We start from the raw sequence: 20303 nt of genomic DNA, 5'->3' as shown, positions 1-20303 counted from the left end.
GCGTGTTTGGGCCGTTTGACGTGAGGCCTTCGGCACCTATACTCACTTCAGGTGGCGGGCGACTGGAGGCAACCAATGGGGCCTTGCGCTTTCGATTGTCGCCTTGCCATCGCACGCCTTCCGGCGCGAAAACGCAACCGGCTCCATGAGCCCCGAAGCGGGGGGATAAGGAGAGCAGTATGTTTACGCACCTTCTGCTGGCGGTTGACGGTTCCCCCCTGTCCGACGCCGCATTCCACAATGCGCTCCTGTTGGCGCAGGAAATGGAAGCGCGGATCACTGCGCTGCGAGTCGGGCCCAAGTACCACCTGTTCGCCTATCACACCGAAATGCTGACGGACAGCCGGGAGCTGTTCGCGGAAGAGATTGGGGAAGCGGCAAAGAAGTATCTTGAAAGGGTCGCGCTGGAGGCAGCCGAGGCTGGTGTGACTTGTGCGACGACCTTTCTGGTCGACGATCACCCGTACGAAGCCATCATCAAGACTGCCGAAGACAGGGGGTGTGACCTGATCGTGATGGCGTCTCATGGAAGGCGCGGCGTGCAGGGTGTGCTGCTCGGCAGCGAAACACAGAAGGTGCTGACCCACAGCAAGATCCCCGTGCTGGTGTACCGCTGACACCAGCGTTTTCGCGTTGGCCCCACGTGCGCGAGCCGGACACGTCCGAGTGGAACTTCACCAGCGCGCTGCTCGGTTCGTTTGAACGCAGGCAAGCCAAGGTGTTCGCGCCGAGCCTTGAGCGAGCCAGCAGCATGGCCTGGCGCAAGATGGCGATCGCCGGGCATGGGCTATGGTTCTATACCCGCCTGGAACCCCGGTGTGTCGCGCGCAAGCCATCCGGCTCGCCGCAATAGTGCAGGATCTCTGTGCGCGCGGTATTGCGCAGGCGCACGGCGGCGGGCCAGTCGTCGCCATCCGGCCACAGCGGGCTGCCGATGACCACGCCGATCGGTCCGCGCCGCGGCAGCCATTGTCCGTCCCGCAGTACGGAGCGCGTACCCCGGATGGCGACCGGCACCACCGGCGCGCCGGCGTGCGCGGCGGCCAGGAATGCGCCCGTACGGAAGCTTTGCAGGCCGGGCGTGCGCCCAAACGTGCCCTCCGGGAAAAACAGGACAGAGTGCCCGGCGCGCACCGCCGCCACGATCCGCTCCACGTCCTCGTGCTCTCGCCGCGGATCAAGGCGGTCGATGAAATCCGCGCCGATGCTGGCCAGGTAGGCGCCGGGTATGCGCTGGGATTGAAGCTCGCGCTTGGCCACGAAGCAGATCGGCCTGGGCAGGGCCGCCACCAGGACGATACCGTCCAGGTAGCTGGCGTGGTTCGATACCAGGATGCACGGCTGGTCGCGCGGCAGGCGCTCGGCCTCGTCCACGAACCAGGGTATCGCGCTCAGCCTGAGCAGCAGCCTTGCGGCACGGTGGCTAACGGCCCAGCCCAGTTGCGGCCGATGCAGTGCAACCGAGGCCAGCCAGGTCGCCGGGGTCAGCGCGGCGAACAAGGCCCAGGCGTAGCAGGCATAGGCCAGGCCTGCGCCGGTCTGCCGGATGCGCCGCAGTTGGGGAAGCATCGCCTGCCATCCGAAGCGGGCAATCTGCAGCCAGGGAGCGCCCTGCCCCCGGCCGAGCCGGCCTTGCTCGAAGCGCTCCCGACAGGCGGCGCGGCGGATCTTGCCACTCGAGGTCTTCAGGATGCTGTGCGGCGAGACCAGGGCAATGTGGTCGGGAGGCAGGCCCAGCACGTCGATGGCCGTCTTCAGCACCTGCCCGTGCAGCATCCGGCGCGCATGTAGATCCTTCACGGCGGTTTCGGCCATCACCACGATGCGTTCCGTGCCGCTGCTGGGGTCCGGGCAACCGAAAACGGCGACACAGCCCTTGCGCATGCCCGCGATGGCGCCGATCGCCTGCTCGAGCTCGTACGGGTAGATATTGCGGCCGCCGCGCACGATCATCTCCTTGGCGCGGCCGGTGATGAAGACATCATTGCCGGCGACATAGGCGTAATCCCCGGTGTTCACCCAGTCGTGATCAAAGAGCAGGCGCGTCTGCTCCGGATTGCGGAAATACCCGCTGGTAGCCGACGGGCCGCGGAACTGCAGCAGCCCCTCGTGGCGCTCGGCCAACTCGCGCCCGCTGGCATCGACGATGCGCACTTCATGGCCGGGGAGCGGCCGGCCGCAGGCGGGGAACTCCAGCACATCGCTATCCTGCTCCGCCGCGGCGACTGCCCTGGCGGCGCGCATGAATTCGGTCCGGCCGATGCGATCGACCAGCAGGCCGCGGTCCAACGGGGGAAAGCTCAGGCCCAGCGAGGCCTCCGCCAGCCCATACACGGGGGAAATGGCCTCCGGGCGCAGGCCGTAGCGTACAAAGCGCTGCGCAAAGGCGCGCATGGTCTGCACGCTTACCGGCTCGGCACCATTGAAGGCGAAGCGCCAACTACCCAGGTCAAGTCCGGCCAGCGCCGCATCGGCCAGCTTGCGCAGACAGAGTTCATAGGCAAAGTTGGGGCCGCCCGACAGCGTGCCCCGATACTTGTGGATCGCCCAGAGCCAGCGCTCTGGCCGCGCAAGGAAAGCCAGCGGCGACATCACGACCAGGGGATAGGCGTAGTAGAGGCTGCCCAGCCACGCCCCGATCAGCCCCATATCGTGGTACAGCGGCAGCCAGCTGACGAAGACATCCTGGGAGCCAACGCCCAGGGCCTGCCCCATGGCCCGCAGGTTGGCCAGCAGGTTGGCGTGGGTCAGGACGACGCCCTTGGGCGAGCCGGTGCTGCCAGAGGTGTACTGCAGCAGGGCGATATCGTGCGCACGCACGATCGCGTGCACCGGCGCGCCGCCGCCCGTGCAAGCCTCCAGTTCCGTCGGCGTCACCACGTCGTGCAGCGTACCGGTGCTGGCCTTGAGCAGTGCGGCCAGCGGCTTGGCTTGCGCGACGGTGACCAGGATGGGTGCCTGGGCATTGGCCAGGATGCCGGCATGGCGCTGCAGATGATCGCCGATCTGCGCCAGCCGCGCCGGCGGATAGAGCGGAACGGGGATGCCACCGGCAATTAGCACGGCGCAGAAACTGTAGAAGTACTCAGGGCTGGTGGGCAGCATGATGGCCACGGCCGTGCCCGGACGCAGACCCCGTTCGGCCAGCCCCGTGGCCATGGCCGTCGCGCGCTGGTGCAGTTGGGCAAAGCTGATCGGGATGTCGTCGCTGCTGCCGTCCTGCAGGATAATATGAGTGCGGGCCGGATGGCGGCGCAGATGCCAGCCGAGCACATCGGTCAAGGTGACGGCACTCTCCGGAGCCTGGGCCGCCGGCAGCGGGCGGGCACGCCGCGGGAGCGATCCGCCCGTGCCAGGGGGCAGATCCTTGGCGGCCATCAAGGCACGCAGCAGGGCGCGCGGCGTGTCGGCCTGGGCCAGGACTTGCTCGGGCAGGCTGACGCCAAACCGCTGCTCGACGCGGGTGAGGAGTTCGACGCGCGTCAGGCTATCGAAGCCCAGGTCGCCTTCGAGCGTGCTGTCCAGCGAGACCGGCATCTCGGCGGTCCCCTGCTGCTGCACTGCCGACGACATCTCCCGGACAATGTCGAGCAGCGCGTTGTCGTAGCTTTCCCGGGAGGGTGAATTTGGTCCCATGCGCATGGCAGCCGTTCCGTCCAAGCCGGCGGCGCGCCCGCCGCTACTGAGGGAATGCGGCAAATGTGGCGTACAGGGTGCTCGGATAGCGGCACAGAGTGACACACCCTTAAGATAGACCGCCTGCCAGCTTTGTCGAGGCGGGCAGGGCCGGACCCGGCGCGCTTGGCCACTCCGGCGCCGGCTCGCTATCCTTGGAAGTGGCGCAGTTACGGATTCTCAAGGAAGTGCGAGCCATGAAGGAGCACGCCGATCTGGCCGACAGGATTCTGGAGGTCGCGCTGATACTCGCCGAGCGCGGCGGATGGGATGCATTGCATCTCCATGAGATTGCCGCGTCCATGGAGATCGGTCTGGCCGACATTTACCGGCACTACCGGCAGAAGGACGACCTGGCAGAGGCCTGGTTCGGCCGGGCCGACTTCGCGCTGGTTTGCGCAACCCAGCGCGAAGGCTGGCATGGCCTGTCCACGCGCGAGCGCCTCTCGCTAGCCATCCTCGCCTGGCTGGAGGCCCTGGCGCCGCATCGGCGGCTCACCGCAGAGATGCTGCGCTACAAGCTGCAGCCGGAGCACTTGCATCTGCAGGCGCAAGGCCTGCTGCATATCAGCCGCACCGTGCAATGGATCCGGGAGGCCGGCTGCCTGCCGGCGGCCGGCTTGCGCCGGGAGGCGGAAGAGGTCGTGCTGACCGGGATCTTTCTCTCCACATTTGGCGTCTGGCTACACGACCCGTCACCGGAGGCCAGCCGCACGCAGGCCTGGCTGGACCGGCAACTACGGCTTGCCGAGCGGCTGGCCTTGCGCACGCCCGGCGGCGCGGGGGGCGCCCGCCCAATTGCGATGACCATTCGGCAAACTCCGACCGGTCCACATGCGCCCTGGAGGTCGTTTCCCCGCTCCTAGCGGGTGGTCCAGCCGCAGCGAACGAAAACCGTCAAATCCGGCAATGCCAACGACGGATCAACCCCGCTGCAGGCAGCCTCGCGCACACCCGCTCTACGCCGCGTAGCTAACCCTCCACACTCACCCCTCAAAACTATCGCTTGATTAAAGTCATCCAAACAATTCATCGACCGACCGGTCGGTTTATAAATATACTGCGGCATCGCCTCACAGGAAATCTCCATGTACACCCAATCTCTCGATCTCCCGGGCAACGCGCAACCGCCCGGCACTGCGCCGGCCGATACCTCGCCGCAGCAAGCGCATTTCGACGCCCTGATGGCGGCTGACGGCAAGATCGAGGCGCAGGACTGGATGCCAGATGCGTATCGCAAGACGCTGATCCGGCAGATTTCCCAGCACGCGCACTCGGAAATCATCGGCATGCAGCCCGAGGGCAACTGGATCAGCCGGGCCCCGAGCCTGAAGCGCAAGGCGATCCTGCTCGCCAAGGTGCAGGACGAGGGTGGGCATGGCCTGTATCTGTATAGCGCAGCCGAAACGATGGGCGTGTCGCGCGACCAACTGGTCGACGCCCTGCACGCCGGCAAAGCCAAGTACTCGAGCATCTTCAATTACCCCACGCCGACCTGGGCGGACGTGGGCGTGATCGGCTGGCTGGTGGATGGCGCGGCGATCATGAACCAGATCCCGCTGTGCCGTTGCACCTACGGCCCGTACGCCCGCGCCATGATCCGCATCTGCAAGGAGGAGTCCTTCCACCAGCGCCAGGGCTTCGACGCCCTGCTGTCGATGATGAAGGGCACCCAGGCGCAAAAGGACATGGTGCAGCAGGCGGTGGACCGCTGGTGGTGGCCGGTGCTGATGATGTTCGGCCCGAGCGACAAGGACTCCATCCACAGCGGCCAGTCGTTCCAATGGGGCATCAAGCGGATCTCGAATGATGACCTGCGCCAGAAGTTCGTCGATGCGACCGTCGAACAAGCCCGCATCCTCGGCGTGACGCTGCCCGATCCGGACCTGAAGTGGAATGAAGAGCGCAAGGCGCACGACTACGGTGCGATCGACTGGGAAGAATTCTGGCGCGTCGTGAACGGCGACGGGCCTTGCAACAAGGAGCGCCTCGCCACCCGGGTGAAGGCGCACAACGATGGTGCGTGGGTGCGCGAAGCCGCGCTGGCGTATGCCGAAAAACAGGCCGCGCGGGCTCACAAGCAAGCCGCTTGAACAGGAGATGAAGATGAACAAGGAATGGCCGATCTGGGAAGTGTTCGTGCGCAGCAAGCAGGGCCTGGACCACAAGCACTGCGGCAGCCTGCACGCATCCGATGCAAGCGCGGCACTGCGCATGGCGCGCGACGTCTATACGCGCCGGCAGGAAGGCGTGAGCATCTGGGTGGTGCCGTCGGCGGCAATCACGGCGTCCGATCCTGCCGACAAGGAGTCTTTCTTCGAGCCGGCCGGCGACAAGATCTATCGCCATCCGACCTTCTTCGTGCTGCCTGCCGAAATCGACCACATGTAAGACGAGACGCAATGATGAACACGCCCCAACATTTGTCGTACGTGCTGCGCCTGGCCGATAACGCGCTGATCCTCGGCCAGCGCAACAGCGAGTGGTGCAGCCATGGCCCGGCGCTCGAGGAGGACATCGCGCTGGCGAATACCAGCCTCGACCTGATCGGCCAGGCGCGGCTGCTGTACTCGCACGCGGCTACGCTCGACGAAGCGCTGAGCGGCGCGAAGAAAACCGAAGACAGCTACGCCTACTTCCGCTCCGAGCGCGAGTTCGCCAACTACACGATGGTGGAGCTGCCGCACTTCGGGCCGCTCGCCGGCACCGCACGCACCGAGCGCGACTATGCCGTCACGATAGTGCGCAACTTCCTCTACTCCGCGCTGATGGCCCATCTGTGGACGGCATTGCAATCGTCCACCGACGCGCAACTGGCGGCCATCGCCGCGAAATCGCTGAAGGAGACGCGCTATCACCTCAGCCATGCCAGCGAGTGGCTGATCCGTTTCGGCGACGGCACGGCGGAGTCGCACCGGCGCGCACAGGCGGCACTGGATTACCTGATGCCATACACGCGGGAGTTCTTTGCAACCGATGCGGTGGAGATCGCGATGGCCGAGGCCGGCGTCGGCCCCCTGGTGGCGGGCCTCGAACCCGCATGGCAGGCAGACGTTGAGCAGGTCATTGCCCAGGCGACCCTCAAGCTGCCGTCCCCGGTGAAACACGTTACGACCGGCAAGCACGGCGAACATTCGGAACACATGGGCTTCCTGCTTGCCGAAATGCAGTCCCTGGCACGCCAGCATCCCGGCGCTACCTGGTAGATCGCGATGACCGCAGCCACATTGATGCATGCCGACACCACGCTGGAACGCGCCTGGACCGTACTTGAGGCGGTACCGGACCCGGAGATCCCCGTGGTATCGATTCGCGAGCTGGGCATCCTGCGCGACGTGCGCCGCGGCGCCGACGACGCCGTCGAAGTCGTCATCACGCCAACCTATTCGGGGTGCCCGGCGATGTCGCAGATTGCCGAGGATATCGGGCAGGCGCTGGACGCCGCCGGGATCGTCCCCCATCGCATCGTCACCGTGCTTGCCCCTGCGTGGAGCACCGACTGGATGACCAGCGAAGCGCGCGACAAGCTGCGCCGCTACGGCATCGCGCCACCTGCCGGCAACTGCGGCAGCGGCGATGCCCCGCAAGAAAAGACCATCCGCTTCGTGCCTCGCGCAGCTGCCCCGGACAAGCCAGCCTGCCCGCAATGCGGCTCGGTGCACACCGAACTCCTCGCGCAGTTCGGCTCGACGGCATGCAAGGCGCTGTACCGCTGCATCGATTGCCGCGAGCCGTTCGATTACTTCAAACCGTACTGACCGTACTGACCTGGACCGACATTATGGCGACTCCACAATTCCATCCTTTGCGTATCCGCGAGGTACGGCCCGAAACCGCCGATGCCGTGACCGTCTCCTTCGAGGTGCCCGAGGACCTGCGCGACGCGTACCGCTTCACGCAAGGACAATTCGTCACGCTGAAGGCGCACCTCGATGGCGAGGAGACCCGGCGCTCGTATTCGATCTGCGTGGGCGTCACCGACTACGACCGCGATGGCGAACTGCGCATCGGCATCAAGCGCGTGCGCGGCGGGCGCTTTTCGAACTTCGCGTTCGACACGCTGCAGCCTGGCCATGAGATCGAGGTGATGACACCCGATGGCCGCTTCTTCACGCACCTGAACGCCGACCTGTCGCGAACCTACGTGGCGTTCTCGGGCGGCTCGGGCATCACGCCCGTGCTCGCGATCATCAAGACCACGCTTGAGACGGAGCCGACCAGCCGGTTCACGCTGGTGTACGGCAACCGCAGCGTCGACGCGATCATGTTCGCCGAGGAACTGGAAGACCTGAAGAACCGCTATATGAGCCGGTTCTCGCTGTATCACGTGTTGTCCGATGATTTGCAGGAAGTCGAACTGTTCAACGGCGTGCTGGATCAGGAGAAATGCCGGGCATTCCTGGAAACGCTCACGCCGGCCGACGAAATCGATGAGGCGTTCATCTGCGGCCCCGGCCCGATGATGGACGCCGCCGAAGCCGCGCTCAAGGCAGCCGGCGTGGCGCCGGAGAAGGTGCACGTCGAACGCTTCGGCACACCGCTGCCGCAAGCGGGCGTGCCGCCCATCGAAATCACCGACGACATGCCCGCGGCGGACCTGGAAGTGATCATCGACGGCAAGCGGCGCAAGCTGCGGCTGCCTTATGTGGGGGTCAGCGTGCTCGATGTCGGCCTGAAAGCGGGCCTTGCCCTGCCCTATGCCTGCAAGGGCGGTGTGTGCTGCACGTGCCGCGCGAAAGTCCTCGAAGGCGAAGTGAAGATGGAAAAGAACTACACGCTCGAACAACATGAAATCGACGATGGCTTCGTCCTCACCTGCCAATGCCATCCGGTGTCGGATCGGGTTGTCGTCAGCTACGACGAACGGTAAACGGTAATCGAAGTCCTGCAACCTCTAAAAAATACGCCCCCCGCAATGAATCATTCCCTCTTCAGCAAACACGAAAAGACGCTCGAGCGCGCCCTGGAAGCCATCCGGACGCGCGGCTACTGGAGCCCCTTCAACGAGACGCCCAGCCCGCGCGCCTATGGTGAAACGGCCGCCGCCGACGGCGAAGCGGCATTCAAGGCACAGCTTGGCCAGCCCTTCACACTCGATCAACCCGGCAGCAACGGCACGGTCGGCGAAGAGCGCTCGCCATTCGGCCAGGTATTGCATATCGGCTATCCCAAAGCGGATCCGGACGCGCTGATCGCGGCGGCACAGAAGGCGCAGGCACAGTACCGCAAGGCGGGTCCGAAAGCCTGGGTGGGCGTGAGCCTGGAAATCCTGGCGCGGCTGAATCAGGCCAGCTTCGAGATCGCGCACAGCGTCATGCACACCACCGGGCAGGCGTTCATGATGGCGTTCCAGGCTGGCGGCCCGCACGCGCAGGATCGCGCGCTCGAGGCCATCGCCTACGCGTGGGACGCGATGCGCGGCATTCCGGAGACGGCCTACTGGGAAAAGCCGCAGGGCAAGAATCCGCCGCTCGCCATGGAAAAGCGCTTCACCGTCGTGCCGCGCGGCATCGGCCTGGTGATTGGCTGCTGCACGTTTCCCACCTGGAACAGCTATCCGGGCATGTTCGCCGACCTTGCAACCGGCAATGCCGTCATCGTCAAGCCACATCCGGCTGCGATCCTGCCGCTCGCCATCACCGTGCGTATCGCGCGGCAAGTGCTGCAGGACGCCGGCTTCGACCCCAACGTCGTGACCTTGCTGGCGACCGCGCCCAACGACGGCCCGCTTGTACAGTCGCTGGCCACGCGCGACGAGATACGGCTGATCGATTTCACCGGCAGCACCGCCAATGGCGACTGGCTCGAGACACATGCGCCGCAGGCCCAGGTCTACACGGAGAAGGCCGGCGTCAACCAGATCGTGATCGATTCGGCGAACGAACTCAAGGCGGTGGCCCGCAACATCGCGTTTTCTCTCGCGCTGTATTCCGGCCAGATGTGCACCGCGCCGCAGAACATCTATGTGCCGCGCGGCGGCATCAAGACTGCCGAAGGCACCGTCCCGTTTGAAGAGGTCGCCCGGGCCATCGCCGGCGCCGTGCAGAAGCTGACTGCCGATGCGGCCCGTGCCGTCGAACTCACCGGCGCGATCCAGAACCAGGGCGTGCTCGCCCGGATCGACCAGGTCGCCGCGCTCGGCACGCCGCTGCTCGCCAGCCAGCGCCTCGTGCATCCCGAATTCCCCGACGCAACGATCGCAACCCCGATCCTGCTGCAGCTCGACGCCAGCCGCGACGAAGCTACCTTCACGCAGGAATGGTTTGGCCCGATCGCGTTTGTGATCGCGACCGACTCCAGCGCGCAGTCGCTGGCACTCGCGGCGCGCATCGCCCGCACGCGCGGTGCCCTGACGCTGTCCGTCTACAGCACGGACGAGGCGGTGCTCGATGCCGCCGGGGAGGCCGCCGTGGACGGAGGTGTCGCCTTGTCCGTCAACCTGACGGGCGGCGTCTTCGTGAACCAGTCCGCGGCCTTCTCGGACTTCCACGCAACGGGCGCAAACCCCGCGGCCAACGCCAGCCTTGCCGATACCGCGTTTGTCGCCAACCGCTTCCGCGTCGTGCAGAGCCGCCGGCATGTCCCGCAACGTGAGCCCTCGTAAGCGTCGCTGACGAAGCCGCGGATGCGCCCGTCCCGGGCGTTCAGGTGGCTTCGCATCGTCATCCGCAGTCAAGCCAGGGTGCCCGCTATCTGGCCGGCCGGCGCGCAAGCGTCGGCCGGGTGGGCGCCGCTATGGAATCCCGGATGCTTGACGACCTGGCACGGCACCACGGCGAAGACCGTTGCCGCGCATAGCCGGGTTGCCGAGCCGTCGTGTGGCGCCCCCAATCCCGCCACCGTTCAATCCTATTCAGTCGCTTCACCCTCAGGAGACAACCGTGGTCCAGCCAATTCCCCAACCGGGCGAACTCGAGCCCATCGAACTCGCCAGCCGCGATGAGCTCCAGGCGCTGCAACTCTCACGGCTCAAATGGTCGCTGCGCCATGCGTATGACAACGTGCCGCACTACCGCAGCGCCTTCGACGCCGCCGGCGTGCACCCGGACGATCTGCGCCAGTTGTCCGACCTGGCGAAATTCCCCACCACCTCGAAGAAAGACCTGCGCGACAACTATCCGTTCGGGCTGTTTGCCGTCCCCAGGGACGAGGTCGTGCGCGTGCATGCATCTAGCGGCACTACCGGCAAGCCGACCGTGGTGGGCTACACCGCGAAGGACATCGACACCTGGGCCAACGTAACGGCCCGCTCCATCCGCGCGGCGGGCGGCCGCCGCGGCGATACGCTGCACAACGCATTCGGCTACGGACTGTTCACCGGCGGCCTGGGCATCCATTACGGCGCGGAGCGCCTCGGCTGCATGGTCGTGCCGATGTCCGGCGGACAGACCGAGAAGCAGGTCCAGCTGATCCGCGACTTTGAGCCGTCGATCATTCTCGTCACGCCCTCCTACATGCTTAACCTGCTCGACGAGATGGCGCGCCAGGGCATGGATCCGGCGAAGTCATCGCTGAAGATCGGCATCTTCGGCGCCGAGCCGTGGACGCAGGGCATGCGCGCCGAGATCGAGACGCGCGCGGGCATCCAGGCCATCGATATCTACGGGCTCTCGGAAATCATGGGCCCCGGCGTTGCGTGCGAGTGCATTGAAAGCAAGGATGGACCGGTCATCTGGGAAGATCACTTCTATCCCGAGATCATCGACCCTGTTTCGGGCGAAGTGCTGCCCGACGGCAGCCAGGGCGAGCTGGTATTTACCTCGCTGTCGAAGGAGGCCATGCCCATGATCCGCTACCGCACGCGCGACCTGACCACGCTGCTGCCGCCGACATCGCGCTCGATGCGCCGGCTGGCGAAGATCACCGGGCGTTCGGACGACATGCTGATCATCCGCGGCGTCAACGTGTTCCCGAGCCAGATCGAGGAGCTGATCCTGGGCATCGGCCGCCTGAGCGGCAACTACCAGTTGTGCATCACCCGCGAAGGGCATATGGACTCCCTGTCCGTCTCGGTCGAAGCGCGCGCCGGGGTCTGCGACGCGCTCACCGACAGCGACCGTGCGCAGCTGGAACGCGAACTGCAGCACCGGGTGAAGACCATGGTGGGCGTTTCCACGGCGGTGCGCGTGCTGAACGCCGGTGAGATCAAGACAACGGCCACCGGCAAGGCCCAGCGCGTACTTGACCTGCGCCAAGTTGGCGCCTGAGTCCGGGCAGCGGTGCCGCCCGCGCCGGATGAACGGCGGCAGGCGGCCCGGCAGATAAAAAAGAAAGCAAAAAAGCGGAAGACAACGCCGCAAGCAAAATTCAAAACAGGAGACAAGATGATCACCATCCGCAAATTGATGGCAGTTGGCCTCGGCCTGGCTGCCCTGCCCTGGACCGCGGCAACGGCTGCCGCGGAACCCGCCTTCCCGAGCAAGCCCGTGCGCTGGATCGTGCCCTACCCCGCCGGAGGCGGTTCGGACTTCCTGGCGCGCTCCATCGGGCAGCCGCTTTCGACCCGCCTGGGCCAGCCGGTCGTGGTGGACAACAAACCCGGCGGCAACACCGCCATCGCCGCGGCGGAAACCGCTCGCGCGCCGGCGGATGGCTACACAGTGCTGTCGGCGGACAACGGCACGCTGGTGTTCAACCCCGCGCTGTACAAGTCCCTTTCCTACAATCCGCTAAAAGACCTGGCGCCGGTTACGCTGCTTGGCCGCTTCCCGATGATCCTGGTGGTGGGTCCGGGGATACGTGCAAACAACGTGCAAGAGTTCATTGCCGCGGCGAAGGCCAAGCCGGGCGGCATCGACTATGCTTCCGCGGGTGCAGGCAGCCCCCATCATCTGGCGATGGAGCTGCTCAAGGTGGAAGCTGGCCTGACCATGGTCCACGCGCCGTATCGCGGCGCGGCGCCTGCGCTGGCCGACGTTGCCGGCGGGCAGGTCCCGGCCATGATGGTGGATCTTGCCTCGGGCGCCGGTTTCATCAAGGGCGGCAAGGTCAAGGCACTGGCCGTGGCCAATCCCACCCGCCTGCCGCAGTTGCCCGATGTGCCGACCTTCGCAGAGGCAGGTTACAAGAACGTGGAGGCCGCCGCGCTCGTCGGAATGGTAGCGCCGTCGGCCACGCCTCCCGAGGTGATCGCCATCCTGAACAAACAGGTCGTGGCTGCCATCAGGGAGCCGGCAGTCAACAAGCGGCTGGTGGAGTTCGGGGTGGAACCCGTGGGCAGTACGCCGGCGCAGTTTGCCGATCTGCTGCGCAGCGAGACCGCTCGCTGGCACAAGCTCATCCGGGATCTGAAGATCAAGCTGGATTAAGGCGGAGTCGAGCGGTGCCGCCGCCCGTTGCCCGCCAGTAGACTGTACCGTTCGATGTTGCGCACAAAAGCTGCGTTGTCGCATAGCATGGTGGCAATGCACTCTCCGAGTTGCACGGATATCGATCTCTTGAGCAGAAGGGGCAACCATCATGGACCAGGGCTTTCATCACTTTTCCGAACTGTTCGCGCAACTGGGATTGCCGGCCAGCGAAGCGGAGATCCGGATCTTCATCGCCACGCATTCCCCGTTAGCCGACGACGTGCCGCTCGCGGACGCACCGTTCTGGACGCCCGCCCAGGCGGCGCTGCTGCAGGACGAAATCCTGGAGGACGCCGATTGGGCGGAAGTGGTTGACCAGCTGAATGTGGCCCTGCGATCCTCGAAATGACAACATCCCGGCACGCGGGGCGAATCTACCCTGAAGGATGCGTACGGCCCGTGGCAGTGCGGCGCTGGCGGCCTCTCAATGCGCAGGCATGCACCTGAGCACGGAGGCGAAGTGATCCATCGAGATCTCGACCTCGTCCTCCAGCCTGACTCCGCCGAATTCCGCAAGCCGCTGGCCGGCTCGCTCGATACTGAAGACCACAGCCTTCCAGGTGCCGTCGGGCACCGAGAGCGTCAGGCGCGTATTGAATTCCACCTGGGGATCGATCCGGCTTCGCACTGTCACAAGGTCGCCCGCCTGCGGGCGGATGGCGCCAACCGCAACCACGTCGCCGACGACCGGTTGCCCTGCCGGGTATGGTGCGCTCGCCATGTCTTCGTGATTCATGGTCCCAGCCCCTCCTTTGCGTTAATCCTACAAAATGGCCGCCGCTTTTTCAAAGCGGGGAACCGTGCGGAAGCATCCGATGGCGAGCGCCGCCGGCGCCACGCGCGGCGGGCATTCACCGCGGCTGCAGCTTCCGGTATGCATTGAAATGCCGGATCGCACGCATATCGTCCCCCAAGGTTTCATACAGCCGCGCTGCATTAAAGTGGGCATCCGCGAACTCCGGGGCGAGTTCGATGCAGTGCCCATAGCTGGCCAGCGCCTCTGCCTGCAGCCCATCGTCTTCCAGCGCGACGGCCAGGTTGAAGTGCATCAGCGGTTCGTCCGGCAGATGCGCAAGCCCGCAGCGGTAGAGCGCGATCGCCTCTCCGAAGTGGCCGGCGGCACAGAGCATGCACCCCAGGTTGAGATAGGGTTCGAGATAGCTCCCATCGGCTGAGAGCGCACGGCGATATGCCTGCTCCGCTTCGCCAGGCGCCTCGGCTTCCAGCTTGCAACCGGTCTGGAACCAGATGCTCGCTTCGGCGGAAGGGGCTTGATGCAGGGAATGGACGGCGGCAGCGCCAGCCTCATCCGGCTCGAAATCCATCAGCAGCTGGCCCGATTCCGCCCGCCACTGCCTGACGGTGTCGCGGGTCGCCACCTCGTTGCCGATCGCGCGAATCCGCACGCCGGTCAGCGGTGCCTCCTGTCCTCTGGAGGCCTTCAGTTTCGAAAGCGCGCGCGAGATGCGGCGGCTCGGGATCTGCGCCTCGCGCAATGAGTTCGCGGTCCGCAGCATCACCATGTCCTGGAAGGTGAAGAGGTATTCGCGGCGCGCACCGCGGCTTGGCGTGACCACGCCATCCGCTATCAGCCTGGCGGCAACCGAGCGCGGGATGCCGAGCATGGCCTGGACCTCGCGCAACGTATATAGCGTCATCTGCCGGTCACTTCTTGCCTGCCGCGCGGCGCGCGGGTGCCGGCGCGGGCGCGGTGGCGCGGCGCGCGGTCTTGCGTGCCTTCGACGCATCCGGCGCCGCGGCCGCTTTCCCGGCTGCGCGTTTGCGCTGCTGCACACTGGCGCGCAACGCTGCCATCAGGTCGATGACTTCCGCGCCCTGCGTGGCTTCGCGTTGTTCCGTCACGGTGATCTTCTTGCCGGCGATCTTCTTGTCGATGGCCGCGAGGACCCGCGCCTTTTCTTCGTCCGCGTAGGCGGCGGGGTCGTAGCTGCCCACCGAATTCTGCTCGATCAGTTGCTGCGCCAGCGCCAGCTCCGCGGGCTGTACATCCGCCTTCTCCACATGCAGGTCGGCCATGGGACGTACTTCGTCGGCATAGAGCAACTGCTGCAGGATCAGGCCATCGTCGCCGGGCCGCACCTGGACCATGTACTGCTTGCCTTTCCACGCCCATCGGGCCAGCGCGCAGGTGCCGGTCCGGCGCATCGCTTCGGTCAGCAAGGCATATGGCTTCGCTCCGCGCTTGTCCGGGCCGAGGTAATAGGCATTGTCGAAGTAGATCGGATCGATCGCGCCGGCCGGCACGAACGCCACGATGTCGATCGTATGGCGGGCCTCCGCCTCCAGCGCATCCAGCTCTTCCGGCTCGAAGACCACATAGTGATCCTTCTCGAACTCGTACCCCTTCACCATCTCGGAGCGCTCCACCACCACATCTTCGCGCAGGCAGATGTACTGCTGTTTCAGGCGCGATCCGCACCCTTTGTGCAGCAGGTTGAAGCTCACCCCGGATTGGCTTTCCGTCGCGGTGTACACCTTGACCGGAATCGAGACCAGCCCGAAGCTGAGGGAAAGGGAAGCGATGGAACGAGCGGCCATGATGGATCACCCTGCGAGGACGGGAGCGGGATCTTTCGCATATAGCTTAGACCGTGCCCGGCAAAGGGTTGAAAGCACGAATGCACGTGGCGGCAGACTCGCCACTTTTTGTGGCGTGGACACGATGTCTCGACGTGCAAGCTCAGCGGCCTGGATATGTAGATTCTGCAATGGACGGAGTCCGGCAGTGGCGGCAGCAGCCCCACGGAATCGCGCTTGCCTAGGCAGCCAATGCCGACCTAAGCTCCATGCAGAGGATCCTATGCGCGGGTTCGTGCACAAACCATCGCGAAGACTCCTTTCATATTGATCGCAGAGTGATGCCAGAGAAACACCGCTTGGAACACCGGCGGCCTCTGGCCAGCCCGCACCATGAAGCCCAACGCCTATCCGTATCAACTGGTACAGGAGCGGGGAACGCTGAAATGTTTCCTGCTGGCTCTGTTCATGCATCTGCTGCTGGGCATCCTGCTCTACTACGGCGTGCACTGGCAAAGCCGCACGCCAGCGGGCGTGGAAGCCGAATTGTGGGACAGTGTTCCCGACATTGCGCAACCCCAGCCGGTGGTCCAGCCGAATCCCGAAACCGTGGTCAAGCCGGCGCCAGAGGATAACGCCGATATCGCGCTGCAGGCGGAGAAGCGCCGCCAGGCCGCGGCGGCGGAAGAAGCCAGACAGGCCGAGCAGCGCGAGCGTCAGGCGGCCCTCAAGCAACAGCGCCAGAGCGAACTGGCACGGCTGAAAGCCATGGCCAACAGCGCCCCCACCACCGGTGGCGTGGGCAACCGTGCGGGCACCGGCGCCGGCGCGGGCGGCGCTGCGTCGCCCGGCTACGCGGACCGCGTGCGGCGCCGCGTCAAGCCGAACATCATCTTCGCCGAAGAGGTGGCCGGCAACCCGGCCGCGGTGGTTACGGTGCAACTGGCGCCGGATGGCTCGTTGCTGTCGGCCCGCCTGACCAAGTCCAGCGGCAATGCCGGCTGGGACAACGCGGTGCTGCGCGCGGTGGAGCGATCCGATCCGCTGCCGCGCGACGAGAACGGCCTGGCGCCCGCCAAGGTCATCATCACCTTTATGCCGAGGGAATAGGCAGGCAGCCAGACTGCAAGGCCCAACGAAAAACCCCCTCCGGATCGCAGGATCCGGAGGGGGTTTTGTCCTGGCAAGCCAGCGCGGGACTAAGGAAGCCCCCGCATCGCCCGCGCACTCAGAACGAAGGCACCATCGCGCCCTTGAACTCGTTCTTCATGAACTGCTTCACCTCTTCCGACTGGTAGGCAGCCACCAGCTTCTTCACCCACGGCTTGTCCTTGTCCTGGGTGCGCACCGCGATGATGTTCGCGTACGGGCTGTGGATGTCTTCCAGCGCGATGGCGTTGCGGGTCGGCTGCAGGCCGGCGGCCAGCGCGTAGTTGGTGTTGATCACGGCCGCCGCCACATCGGGCAGCGCACGCGCCAGTTGCGCCGCGTCGAGTTCGACGATCTTCAGCTTCTTCGGGTTGTCGCTGACGTCCAGCGGCGTCGCGTTGACGCCATTGGTGCCCACCCCGCTCTTGAGCTTGATCACGCCTTGCGCAGCCAGCAGCAGCAGCGCGCGGTTCTCGTTGGAGGGATCGTTGGGAACGGCCACCCTGGCGCCTTGCGGCAGGTCCTTGGGCGACTTCAGCTTTTGCGAGTAGATGCCCAGCGGCGAGATGTACGTGTAGCCCACGCTGACCATCTTGTAGCCGCGCTGCTTGACCTGGCTGTCGAGATAGGGCTGGTGCTGGAAGCTGTTGGCGTCGAGGTCGCCGGCGTCGAGCGCGGCATTGGGCTGCACATAGTCGTTGAACTCCACGACCTTGATATTCAGCCCTTCGCGCTTGGCGACTTTCTGGACCACTTGCCAGACCTGCGCATCCGGACCGCTGACCGTGCCGACGCGCAAGGTCTGTTCCTGCGCCGGCGCGGCGCCCGAGGCCACGATGCCAAGCGTGGCGATCGCGATGGACAGGGTTTTCTGGATCGAGGGATAAAACATGGTGCTGCTATTCCTTTGTACTCTTTGTACGCTTTGTACTGGTTCGGCTGATCCGGCGGGTTCGGCCAGGCAATATGCCGGGCATGAGAGTGTAAACGGGCGCTCGCCGTGCGCTCAATCCCCGCCCATCGCCTGCGTCTTCACTTTCGGCGCATCCTGCCAGCCGCCGCCAAGCGCGAGAAACAGGTTGATCTGATCCAGCGCGACCTGGCTTTCCGACGCGGCCAGCGAGGCTTCGGTGCTGGCCAGCGTACGGTCCGCATCGAGGCTGGACAGGTACGGCGAGCGGCCGGCCTGGTAGAGCTGGCGGTTTTGCCGCGCCACCTCGTCGGCCTTGTCGCGGGCATCGCGCAGGGCCGCGGTGCGCTCCAGCTCACGCGTGTAGCTGCTCAGCGCGGACTGCGTTTCGCGCAGTGCCTTGAGCACCACGCCGTCGAAGCGTGCGAGCGCCGCCTCGGCGCCGGCTTCGGTGCCATGGATGCGCGCGCGGGTGCCGCTGGTCGGAATGTTCCAGGTGATCAGCGGGCCAAAGCCCCAATGCGCGGTCGGCGCCTGGCCAAGATGGTCCAGGATGCCGGTAAAGCCAGCGGAAGCGCCGATACGGATGGACGGATAGAGATCCGCCGTGGCGACGCCGATCTTTGCCGTGGCCGATGCGAGTTCGCGCTCGGCCTGGCGCACGTCGGGCCGGCGCTTGAGCAGCGCGGCGCCGTCGCCCACGGGCAAGGCCTGGCTCAGCCTGGGTTCTTCATGGCAGGCGTACTCCGTCAGCGACGCCGCGGTGGGCGGCTTGCCCAGCATCACCGCCAGGCGGTACGCCGCGCCTTCCTGCTCGGCCTTGAAGCGTGGCAATGCAGCGCGCAGCGTGTCGGCCTGGGCCTGGGAGCGCAACAGGTCGACCGGCTGGCCGCGCCCCGCGTCGACCATCTTGCGCGCCAGCTCGACGCCGCGGCGCTGCAACTCGAGCTGGTGCTCGGCGACTTCCAGTTCATGCGTGGCGGCGCAGCCTTGCACATAGGCCCGCACCGTCTCCGCGACCACGCCCACACGCGCCTGGTCGAGCGCAGCCTGGCTGGCCTGCGCGCCGGCCAGCGCCGCTTCGTCCGCGCGTGCGAGCTTGCCGAAGAAGTCGATCAGGTAGGAGACGTTAAGGCCGACGTCGCCGAAGTTCATCACCGGAATCTTCTCTTCCTTGAGCAGCGGCTCTCCGGCGATCTGCCCACGCTGCGCACCGGCCAGGAAATGGGCCTCGGGCAGGTTCTCCGCCTCCACCTCGTGATAGACCGCGATGGCGCGCTTGAGATTGGCGGCGGCGACGCGCAGATCCGTATTGGCGGTCAGCGCTTCCTGCACCAGCTTGTCGAGCTTGGGGTCGTCGTACAGGCGCCACCAGCCGTCGGGCACGGCGCCGATCGACACGGCCGGGTTGTCCGTGCCGAGCAAGGGGCCATTGGCGGCGGGCGCGTTTACGGTCGCATTTTCCGGCACGTGGTAGTCGGGGCCGACGGTGGTGCAGGCGAACAGCAGCGGCACCAGGGCCGGCAGCAAGGCTAGGCGCAAGGCGTTCACTGCACGGCTCCGTGGGTTGCGGCACCCTGGCCCGAGGCCGCGATCTTGTCCTTGCCGGCCAGCTCGCGCACCGATACGGTGGCGGTGCGGCCCGCTACCAGCCGCAGGTCGGCGGGCGGATTGTCCAGCACGATGCGCACCGGGATGCGTTGCGCGAGGCGGACCCAGTTGAAGGTCGGGTTCACGTTCGGCAGCAGGTTGGACCCGTTGCTGCGGTCCCGGTCCTCGATGCCGGCGGCAATGCTTTGCACATGGCCATGCAGCACGCCGGATTCGCCCATGATGCGGATCTCCACCGGATTGCCGATATGGATGCCGTGCAGCTTGGTTTCCTCGAAATAGCCTTCCACGTGGAAGGAATTCGCATCGACCATCGACAGCACCGGGCGGCCCGTGTTGACGTAGTCGCCAAGGCGCGGCAGCCGGTCGTTCAGGTAGCCATCCACCGGGCTGAGCACGATGGTGCGCTCCAGGTTGAGCCTGGCGATGTTGACCGCCGCCTGTGCCTGCGCCAGCGCGGCTTCGCCTTGCTGGACCTTGGCCAGGCCTTCTTCCACCACTTCCTTGGAAACCACCTCGGACAGCGTCTGGCTGCGCCGCGCCTCGCGGCGGGCCTGGGCAAGCGTGGCGCTTTGCGCGGCCACCGTGGCCTGCGCCTGCTGCAGCGCCAGCGCGAAGCGGTCGCGGTCGATCTCGAACAGCGGCTGGCCGCGCTGCACGCGCTGGTTGTCCTTGACCAGGACCTTGGTCACCAGGCCGGACACGTCAGGCGCGATCTGCACCACGTCGGCGCGGATATGGCCGTCGCGCGTCCATGGCGCGACCGTGTAGTAGTCCCACAGGTGTTTGACGACGACGACCGCGACCGCGGTGACGACAAGGGTGAGGACGATGGGTCCAAGCGTACGAAGATTGAGTTTCATGACTGCAGCCGATAGGCCAGGTAGACGGTGCCACCCAGGACGATCCCGTATAAAGCCAGATTGAACAGCGACCGGTGCCAGACCAGCCGGTAAAAACCCACACGCGCCAGCACGGCGCGCGTGCAGGCGGTGATCAGGAAAGCCACCAGCATCCACGCCAGCAGGCTCGGGACAAACACACCATAGACGTCGACTTCACCGCTCATA

20 protein-coding genes are annotated in these 20303 nt (G+C 65.8%); 12 read left to right on the top strand and 8 right to left on the bottom strand.

The genetic code is table 11. From position 1 onward, the window contains the following. Positions 1–179: 179 nt before the first annotated feature. Positions 180–617, top strand: coding sequence for a universal stress protein (locus ACZY0R_RS18645; RefSeq protein WP_488860243.1), 438 nt, complete (start codon positions 180–182; stop codon positions 615–617). A gap of 178 nt (positions 618–795) precedes the next feature. Here ACZY0R_RS18645 and ACZY0R_RS18640 read toward each other — a convergent pair whose 3' ends face one another. Then, positions 796–3642 carry an AMP-binding protein gene (locus ACZY0R_RS18640; RefSeq protein WP_488860241.1) on the bottom strand — a complete coding sequence of 949 codons (2847 nt, stop codon included), beginning with the start codon at positions 3640–3642 and terminating at the stop codon, positions 796–798. A 194-nt stretch (positions 3643–3836) separates the two neighbouring features. Here ACZY0R_RS18640 and ACZY0R_RS18635 point away from each other — a divergent pair, with 194 nt between their 5' ends. From ACZY0R_RS18635 to ACZY0R_RS18590, 10 genes are all read left to right on the top strand, one after another. Then, positions 3837–4541 (top strand): TetR family transcriptional regulator, encoded by a 705-nt coding sequence (locus ACZY0R_RS18635; RefSeq protein WP_488866030.1) that lies wholly within the window; start codon positions 3837–3839, stop codon positions 4539–4541. Between the two features lie 222 nt (positions 4542–4763). Then, positions 4764–5768: a 1,2-phenylacetyl-CoA epoxidase subunit PaaA gene (gene paaA / locus ACZY0R_RS18630; protein WP_045237261.1), complete on the top strand. Its 1005-nt coding sequence runs from the start codon at positions 4764–4766 to the stop codon at positions 5766–5768. A gap of 13 nt (positions 5769–5781) precedes the next feature. After that, positions 5782–6066, top strand: coding sequence for a 1,2-phenylacetyl-CoA epoxidase subunit PaaB (gene paaB / locus ACZY0R_RS18625; RefSeq protein ID WP_035869507.1), 285 nt, complete (start codon positions 5782–5784; stop codon positions 6064–6066). A gap of 11 nt (positions 6067–6077) precedes the next feature. After that, positions 6078–6881, top strand: coding sequence for a 1,2-phenylacetyl-CoA epoxidase subunit PaaC (gene paaC / locus ACZY0R_RS18620; protein WP_488860238.1), 804 nt, complete (start codon positions 6078–6080; stop codon positions 6879–6881). 6 nt (positions 6882–6887) lie between these two features. Next, positions 6888–7433, top strand: coding sequence for a 1,2-phenylacetyl-CoA epoxidase subunit PaaD (gene paaD, locus ACZY0R_RS18615; RefSeq protein WP_488860236.1), 546 nt, complete (start codon positions 6888–6890; stop codon positions 7431–7433). Positions 7434–7456: 23 nt separating this feature from the next. Beyond that, positions 7457–8545: a 1,2-phenylacetyl-CoA epoxidase subunit PaaE gene (gene paaE / locus ACZY0R_RS18610; protein ID WP_035869387.1), complete on the top strand. Its 1089-nt coding sequence runs from the start codon at positions 7457–7459 to the stop codon at positions 8543–8545. 45 nt (positions 8546–8590) lie between these two features. Next, positions 8591–10279 carry a phenylacetic acid degradation protein PaaN gene (gene paaN / locus ACZY0R_RS18605; RefSeq protein WP_488860234.1) on the top strand — a complete coding sequence of 563 codons (1689 nt, stop codon included), beginning with the start codon at positions 8591–8593 and terminating at the stop codon, positions 10277–10279. A gap of 277 nt (positions 10280–10556) precedes the next feature. Beyond that, the gene (gene paaK, locus ACZY0R_RS18600) at positions 10557–11882 is read left to right on the top strand and encodes a phenylacetate--CoA ligase PaaK (RefSeq protein ID WP_488860232.1); all 1326 of its coding nucleotides are present in this window, start codon (positions 10557–10559) and stop codon (positions 11880–11882) included. Positions 11883–11999: 117 nt separating this feature from the next. Continuing rightward, a complete protein-coding gene (locus ACZY0R_RS18595) occupies positions 12000–12983 on the top strand; it encodes a tripartite tricarboxylate transporter substrate binding protein (RefSeq protein WP_045237266.1) in 984 nt (327 codons plus the stop codon). A 151-nt stretch (positions 12984–13134) separates the two neighbouring features. After that, positions 13135–13374: a DUF2789 domain-containing protein gene (locus ACZY0R_RS18590; RefSeq protein ID WP_488860230.1), complete on the top strand. Its 240-nt coding sequence runs from the start codon at positions 13135–13137 to the stop codon at positions 13372–13374. Positions 13375–13449: 75 nt separating this feature from the next. Here the strand turns inward: ACZY0R_RS18590 and ACZY0R_RS18585 are convergent, their stop codons facing one another. From ACZY0R_RS18585 to ku, 3 genes are all read right to left on the bottom strand, one after another. Then, positions 13450–13761, bottom strand: coding sequence for a hypothetical protein (locus ACZY0R_RS18585; protein ID WP_052685916.1), 312 nt, complete (start codon positions 13759–13761; stop codon positions 13450–13452). A gap of 115 nt (positions 13762–13876) precedes the next feature. Continuing rightward, on the bottom strand, positions 13877–14683 hold the full coding sequence (locus ACZY0R_RS18580) for a MerR family transcriptional regulator (protein ID WP_488860228.1): 807 nt from the start codon (positions 14681–14683) through the stop codon (positions 13877–13879). A gap of 7 nt (positions 14684–14690) precedes the next feature. Then, entirely contained in the window at positions 14691–15584 is an 894-nt protein-coding gene (gene ku, locus ACZY0R_RS18575) for a non-homologous end joining protein Ku (protein ID WP_488860226.1), read from the bottom strand. Positions 15585–15956: 372 nt separating this feature from the next. On the opposite strand from ku, the gene tolA reads away from it, so the two are divergent. Beyond that, a complete protein-coding gene (gene tolA / locus ACZY0R_RS18570; RefSeq protein WP_488860224.1) occupies positions 15957–16673 on the top strand; it encodes a cell envelope integrity protein TolA in 717 nt (238 codons plus the stop codon). 118 nt (positions 16674–16791) lie between these two features. Here the strand turns inward: tolA and ACZY0R_RS18565 are convergent, their stop codons facing one another. The 4 genes from ACZY0R_RS18565 to ACZY0R_RS18550 all read right to left on the bottom strand — a co-directional run bounded on the left by ACZY0R_RS18565 (position 16792) and on the right by ACZY0R_RS18550 (position 20302). Continuing rightward, positions 16792–17604, bottom strand: a complete 813-nt coding sequence (locus ACZY0R_RS18565) for a MetQ/NlpA family ABC transporter substrate-binding protein (protein ID WP_441629244.1) — start codon at positions 17602–17604, stop codon at positions 16792–16794. A gap of 114 nt (positions 17605–17718) precedes the next feature. Then, positions 17719–19173 carry an efflux transporter outer membrane subunit gene (locus ACZY0R_RS18560; RefSeq protein WP_488860222.1) on the bottom strand — a complete coding sequence of 485 codons (1455 nt, stop codon included), beginning with the start codon at positions 19171–19173 and terminating at the stop codon, positions 17719–17721. Further along, on the bottom strand, positions 19170–20096 hold the full coding sequence (locus ACZY0R_RS18555; RefSeq protein WP_488860220.1) for an efflux RND transporter periplasmic adaptor subunit: 927 nt from the start codon (positions 20094–20096) through the stop codon (positions 19170–19172). The genes ACZY0R_RS18560 and ACZY0R_RS18555 overlap by 4 nt, the downstream gene beginning before the upstream one ends. After that, positions 20093–20302 (bottom strand): DUF1656 domain-containing protein, encoded by a 210-nt coding sequence (locus ACZY0R_RS18550; protein WP_035869418.1) that lies wholly within the window; start codon positions 20300–20302, stop codon positions 20093–20095. The genes ACZY0R_RS18555 and ACZY0R_RS18550 overlap by 4 nt, the downstream gene beginning before the upstream one ends. Position 20303 lies beyond the last annotated feature (1 nt).

It is taken from the genome of Cupriavidus sp. F041 (assembly GCF_057814235.1).
The sequence above is the reverse complement of the archived record's forward strand: the minus strand, read 5'-3'. Positions and strand labels throughout refer to the sequence as shown.

Coding starts and splice junctions, on each gene's coding strand:
- paaB (WP_035869507.1), top strand. CDS start 5,782: ATGAACAAGGAATGGCCGATCTGGGAAGTGTTCGTGCGCAGCAAGCAG.
- ACZY0R_RS18555 (WP_488860220.1), bottom strand. CDS start 20,096: ATGAAACTCAATCTTCGTACGCTTGGACCCATCGTCCTCACCCTTGTC.
- ACZY0R_RS18640 (WP_488860241.1), bottom strand. CDS start 3,642: ATGCGCATGGGACCAAATTCACCCTCCCGGGAAAGCTACGACAACGCG.
- ACZY0R_RS18645 (WP_488860243.1), top strand. CDS start 180: ATGTTTACGCACCTTCTGCTGGCGGTTGACGGTTCCCCCCTGTCCGAC.
- ACZY0R_RS18580 (WP_488860228.1), bottom strand. CDS start 14,683: ATGACGCTATATACGTTGCGCGAGGTCCAGGCCATGCTCGGCATCCCG.
- ACZY0R_RS18585 (WP_052685916.1), bottom strand. CDS start 13,761: ATGAATCACGAAGACATGGCGAGCGCACCATACCCGGCAGGGCAACCG.
- ACZY0R_RS18565 (WP_441629244.1), bottom strand. CDS start 17,604: ATGTTTTATCCCTCGATCCAGAAAACCCTGTCCATCGCGATCGCCACG.
- ACZY0R_RS18595 (WP_045237266.1), top strand. CDS start 12,000: ATGATCACCATCCGCAAATTGATGGCAGTTGGCCTCGGCCTGGCTGCC.
- tolA (WP_488860224.1), top strand. CDS start 15,957: ATGAAGCCCAACGCCTATCCGTATCAACTGGTACAGGAGCGGGGAACG.
- paaE (WP_035869387.1), top strand. CDS start 7,457: ATGGCGACTCCACAATTCCATCCTTTGCGTATCCGCGAGGTACGGCCC.
- paaD (WP_488860236.1), top strand. CDS start 6,888: ATGACCGCAGCCACATTGATGCATGCCGACACCACGCTGGAACGCGCC.
- ACZY0R_RS18590 (WP_488860230.1), top strand. CDS start 13,135: ATGGACCAGGGCTTTCATCACTTTTCCGAACTGTTCGCGCAACTGGGA.
- paaC (WP_488860238.1), top strand. CDS start 6,078: ATGATGAACACGCCCCAACATTTGTCGTACGTGCTGCGCCTGGCCGAT.
- paaA (WP_045237261.1), top strand. CDS start 4,764: ATGTACACCCAATCTCTCGATCTCCCGGGCAACGCGCAACCGCCCGGC.
- ACZY0R_RS18550 (WP_035869418.1), bottom strand. CDS start 20,302: ATGAGCGGTGAAGTCGACGTCTATGGTGTGTTTGTCCCGAGCCTGCTG.
- paaN (WP_488860234.1), top strand. CDS start 8,591: ATGAATCATTCCCTCTTCAGCAAACACGAAAAGACGCTCGAGCGCGCC.
- ku (WP_488860226.1), bottom strand. CDS start 15,584: ATGGCCGCTCGTTCCATCGCTTCCCTTTCCCTCAGCTTCGGGCTGGTC.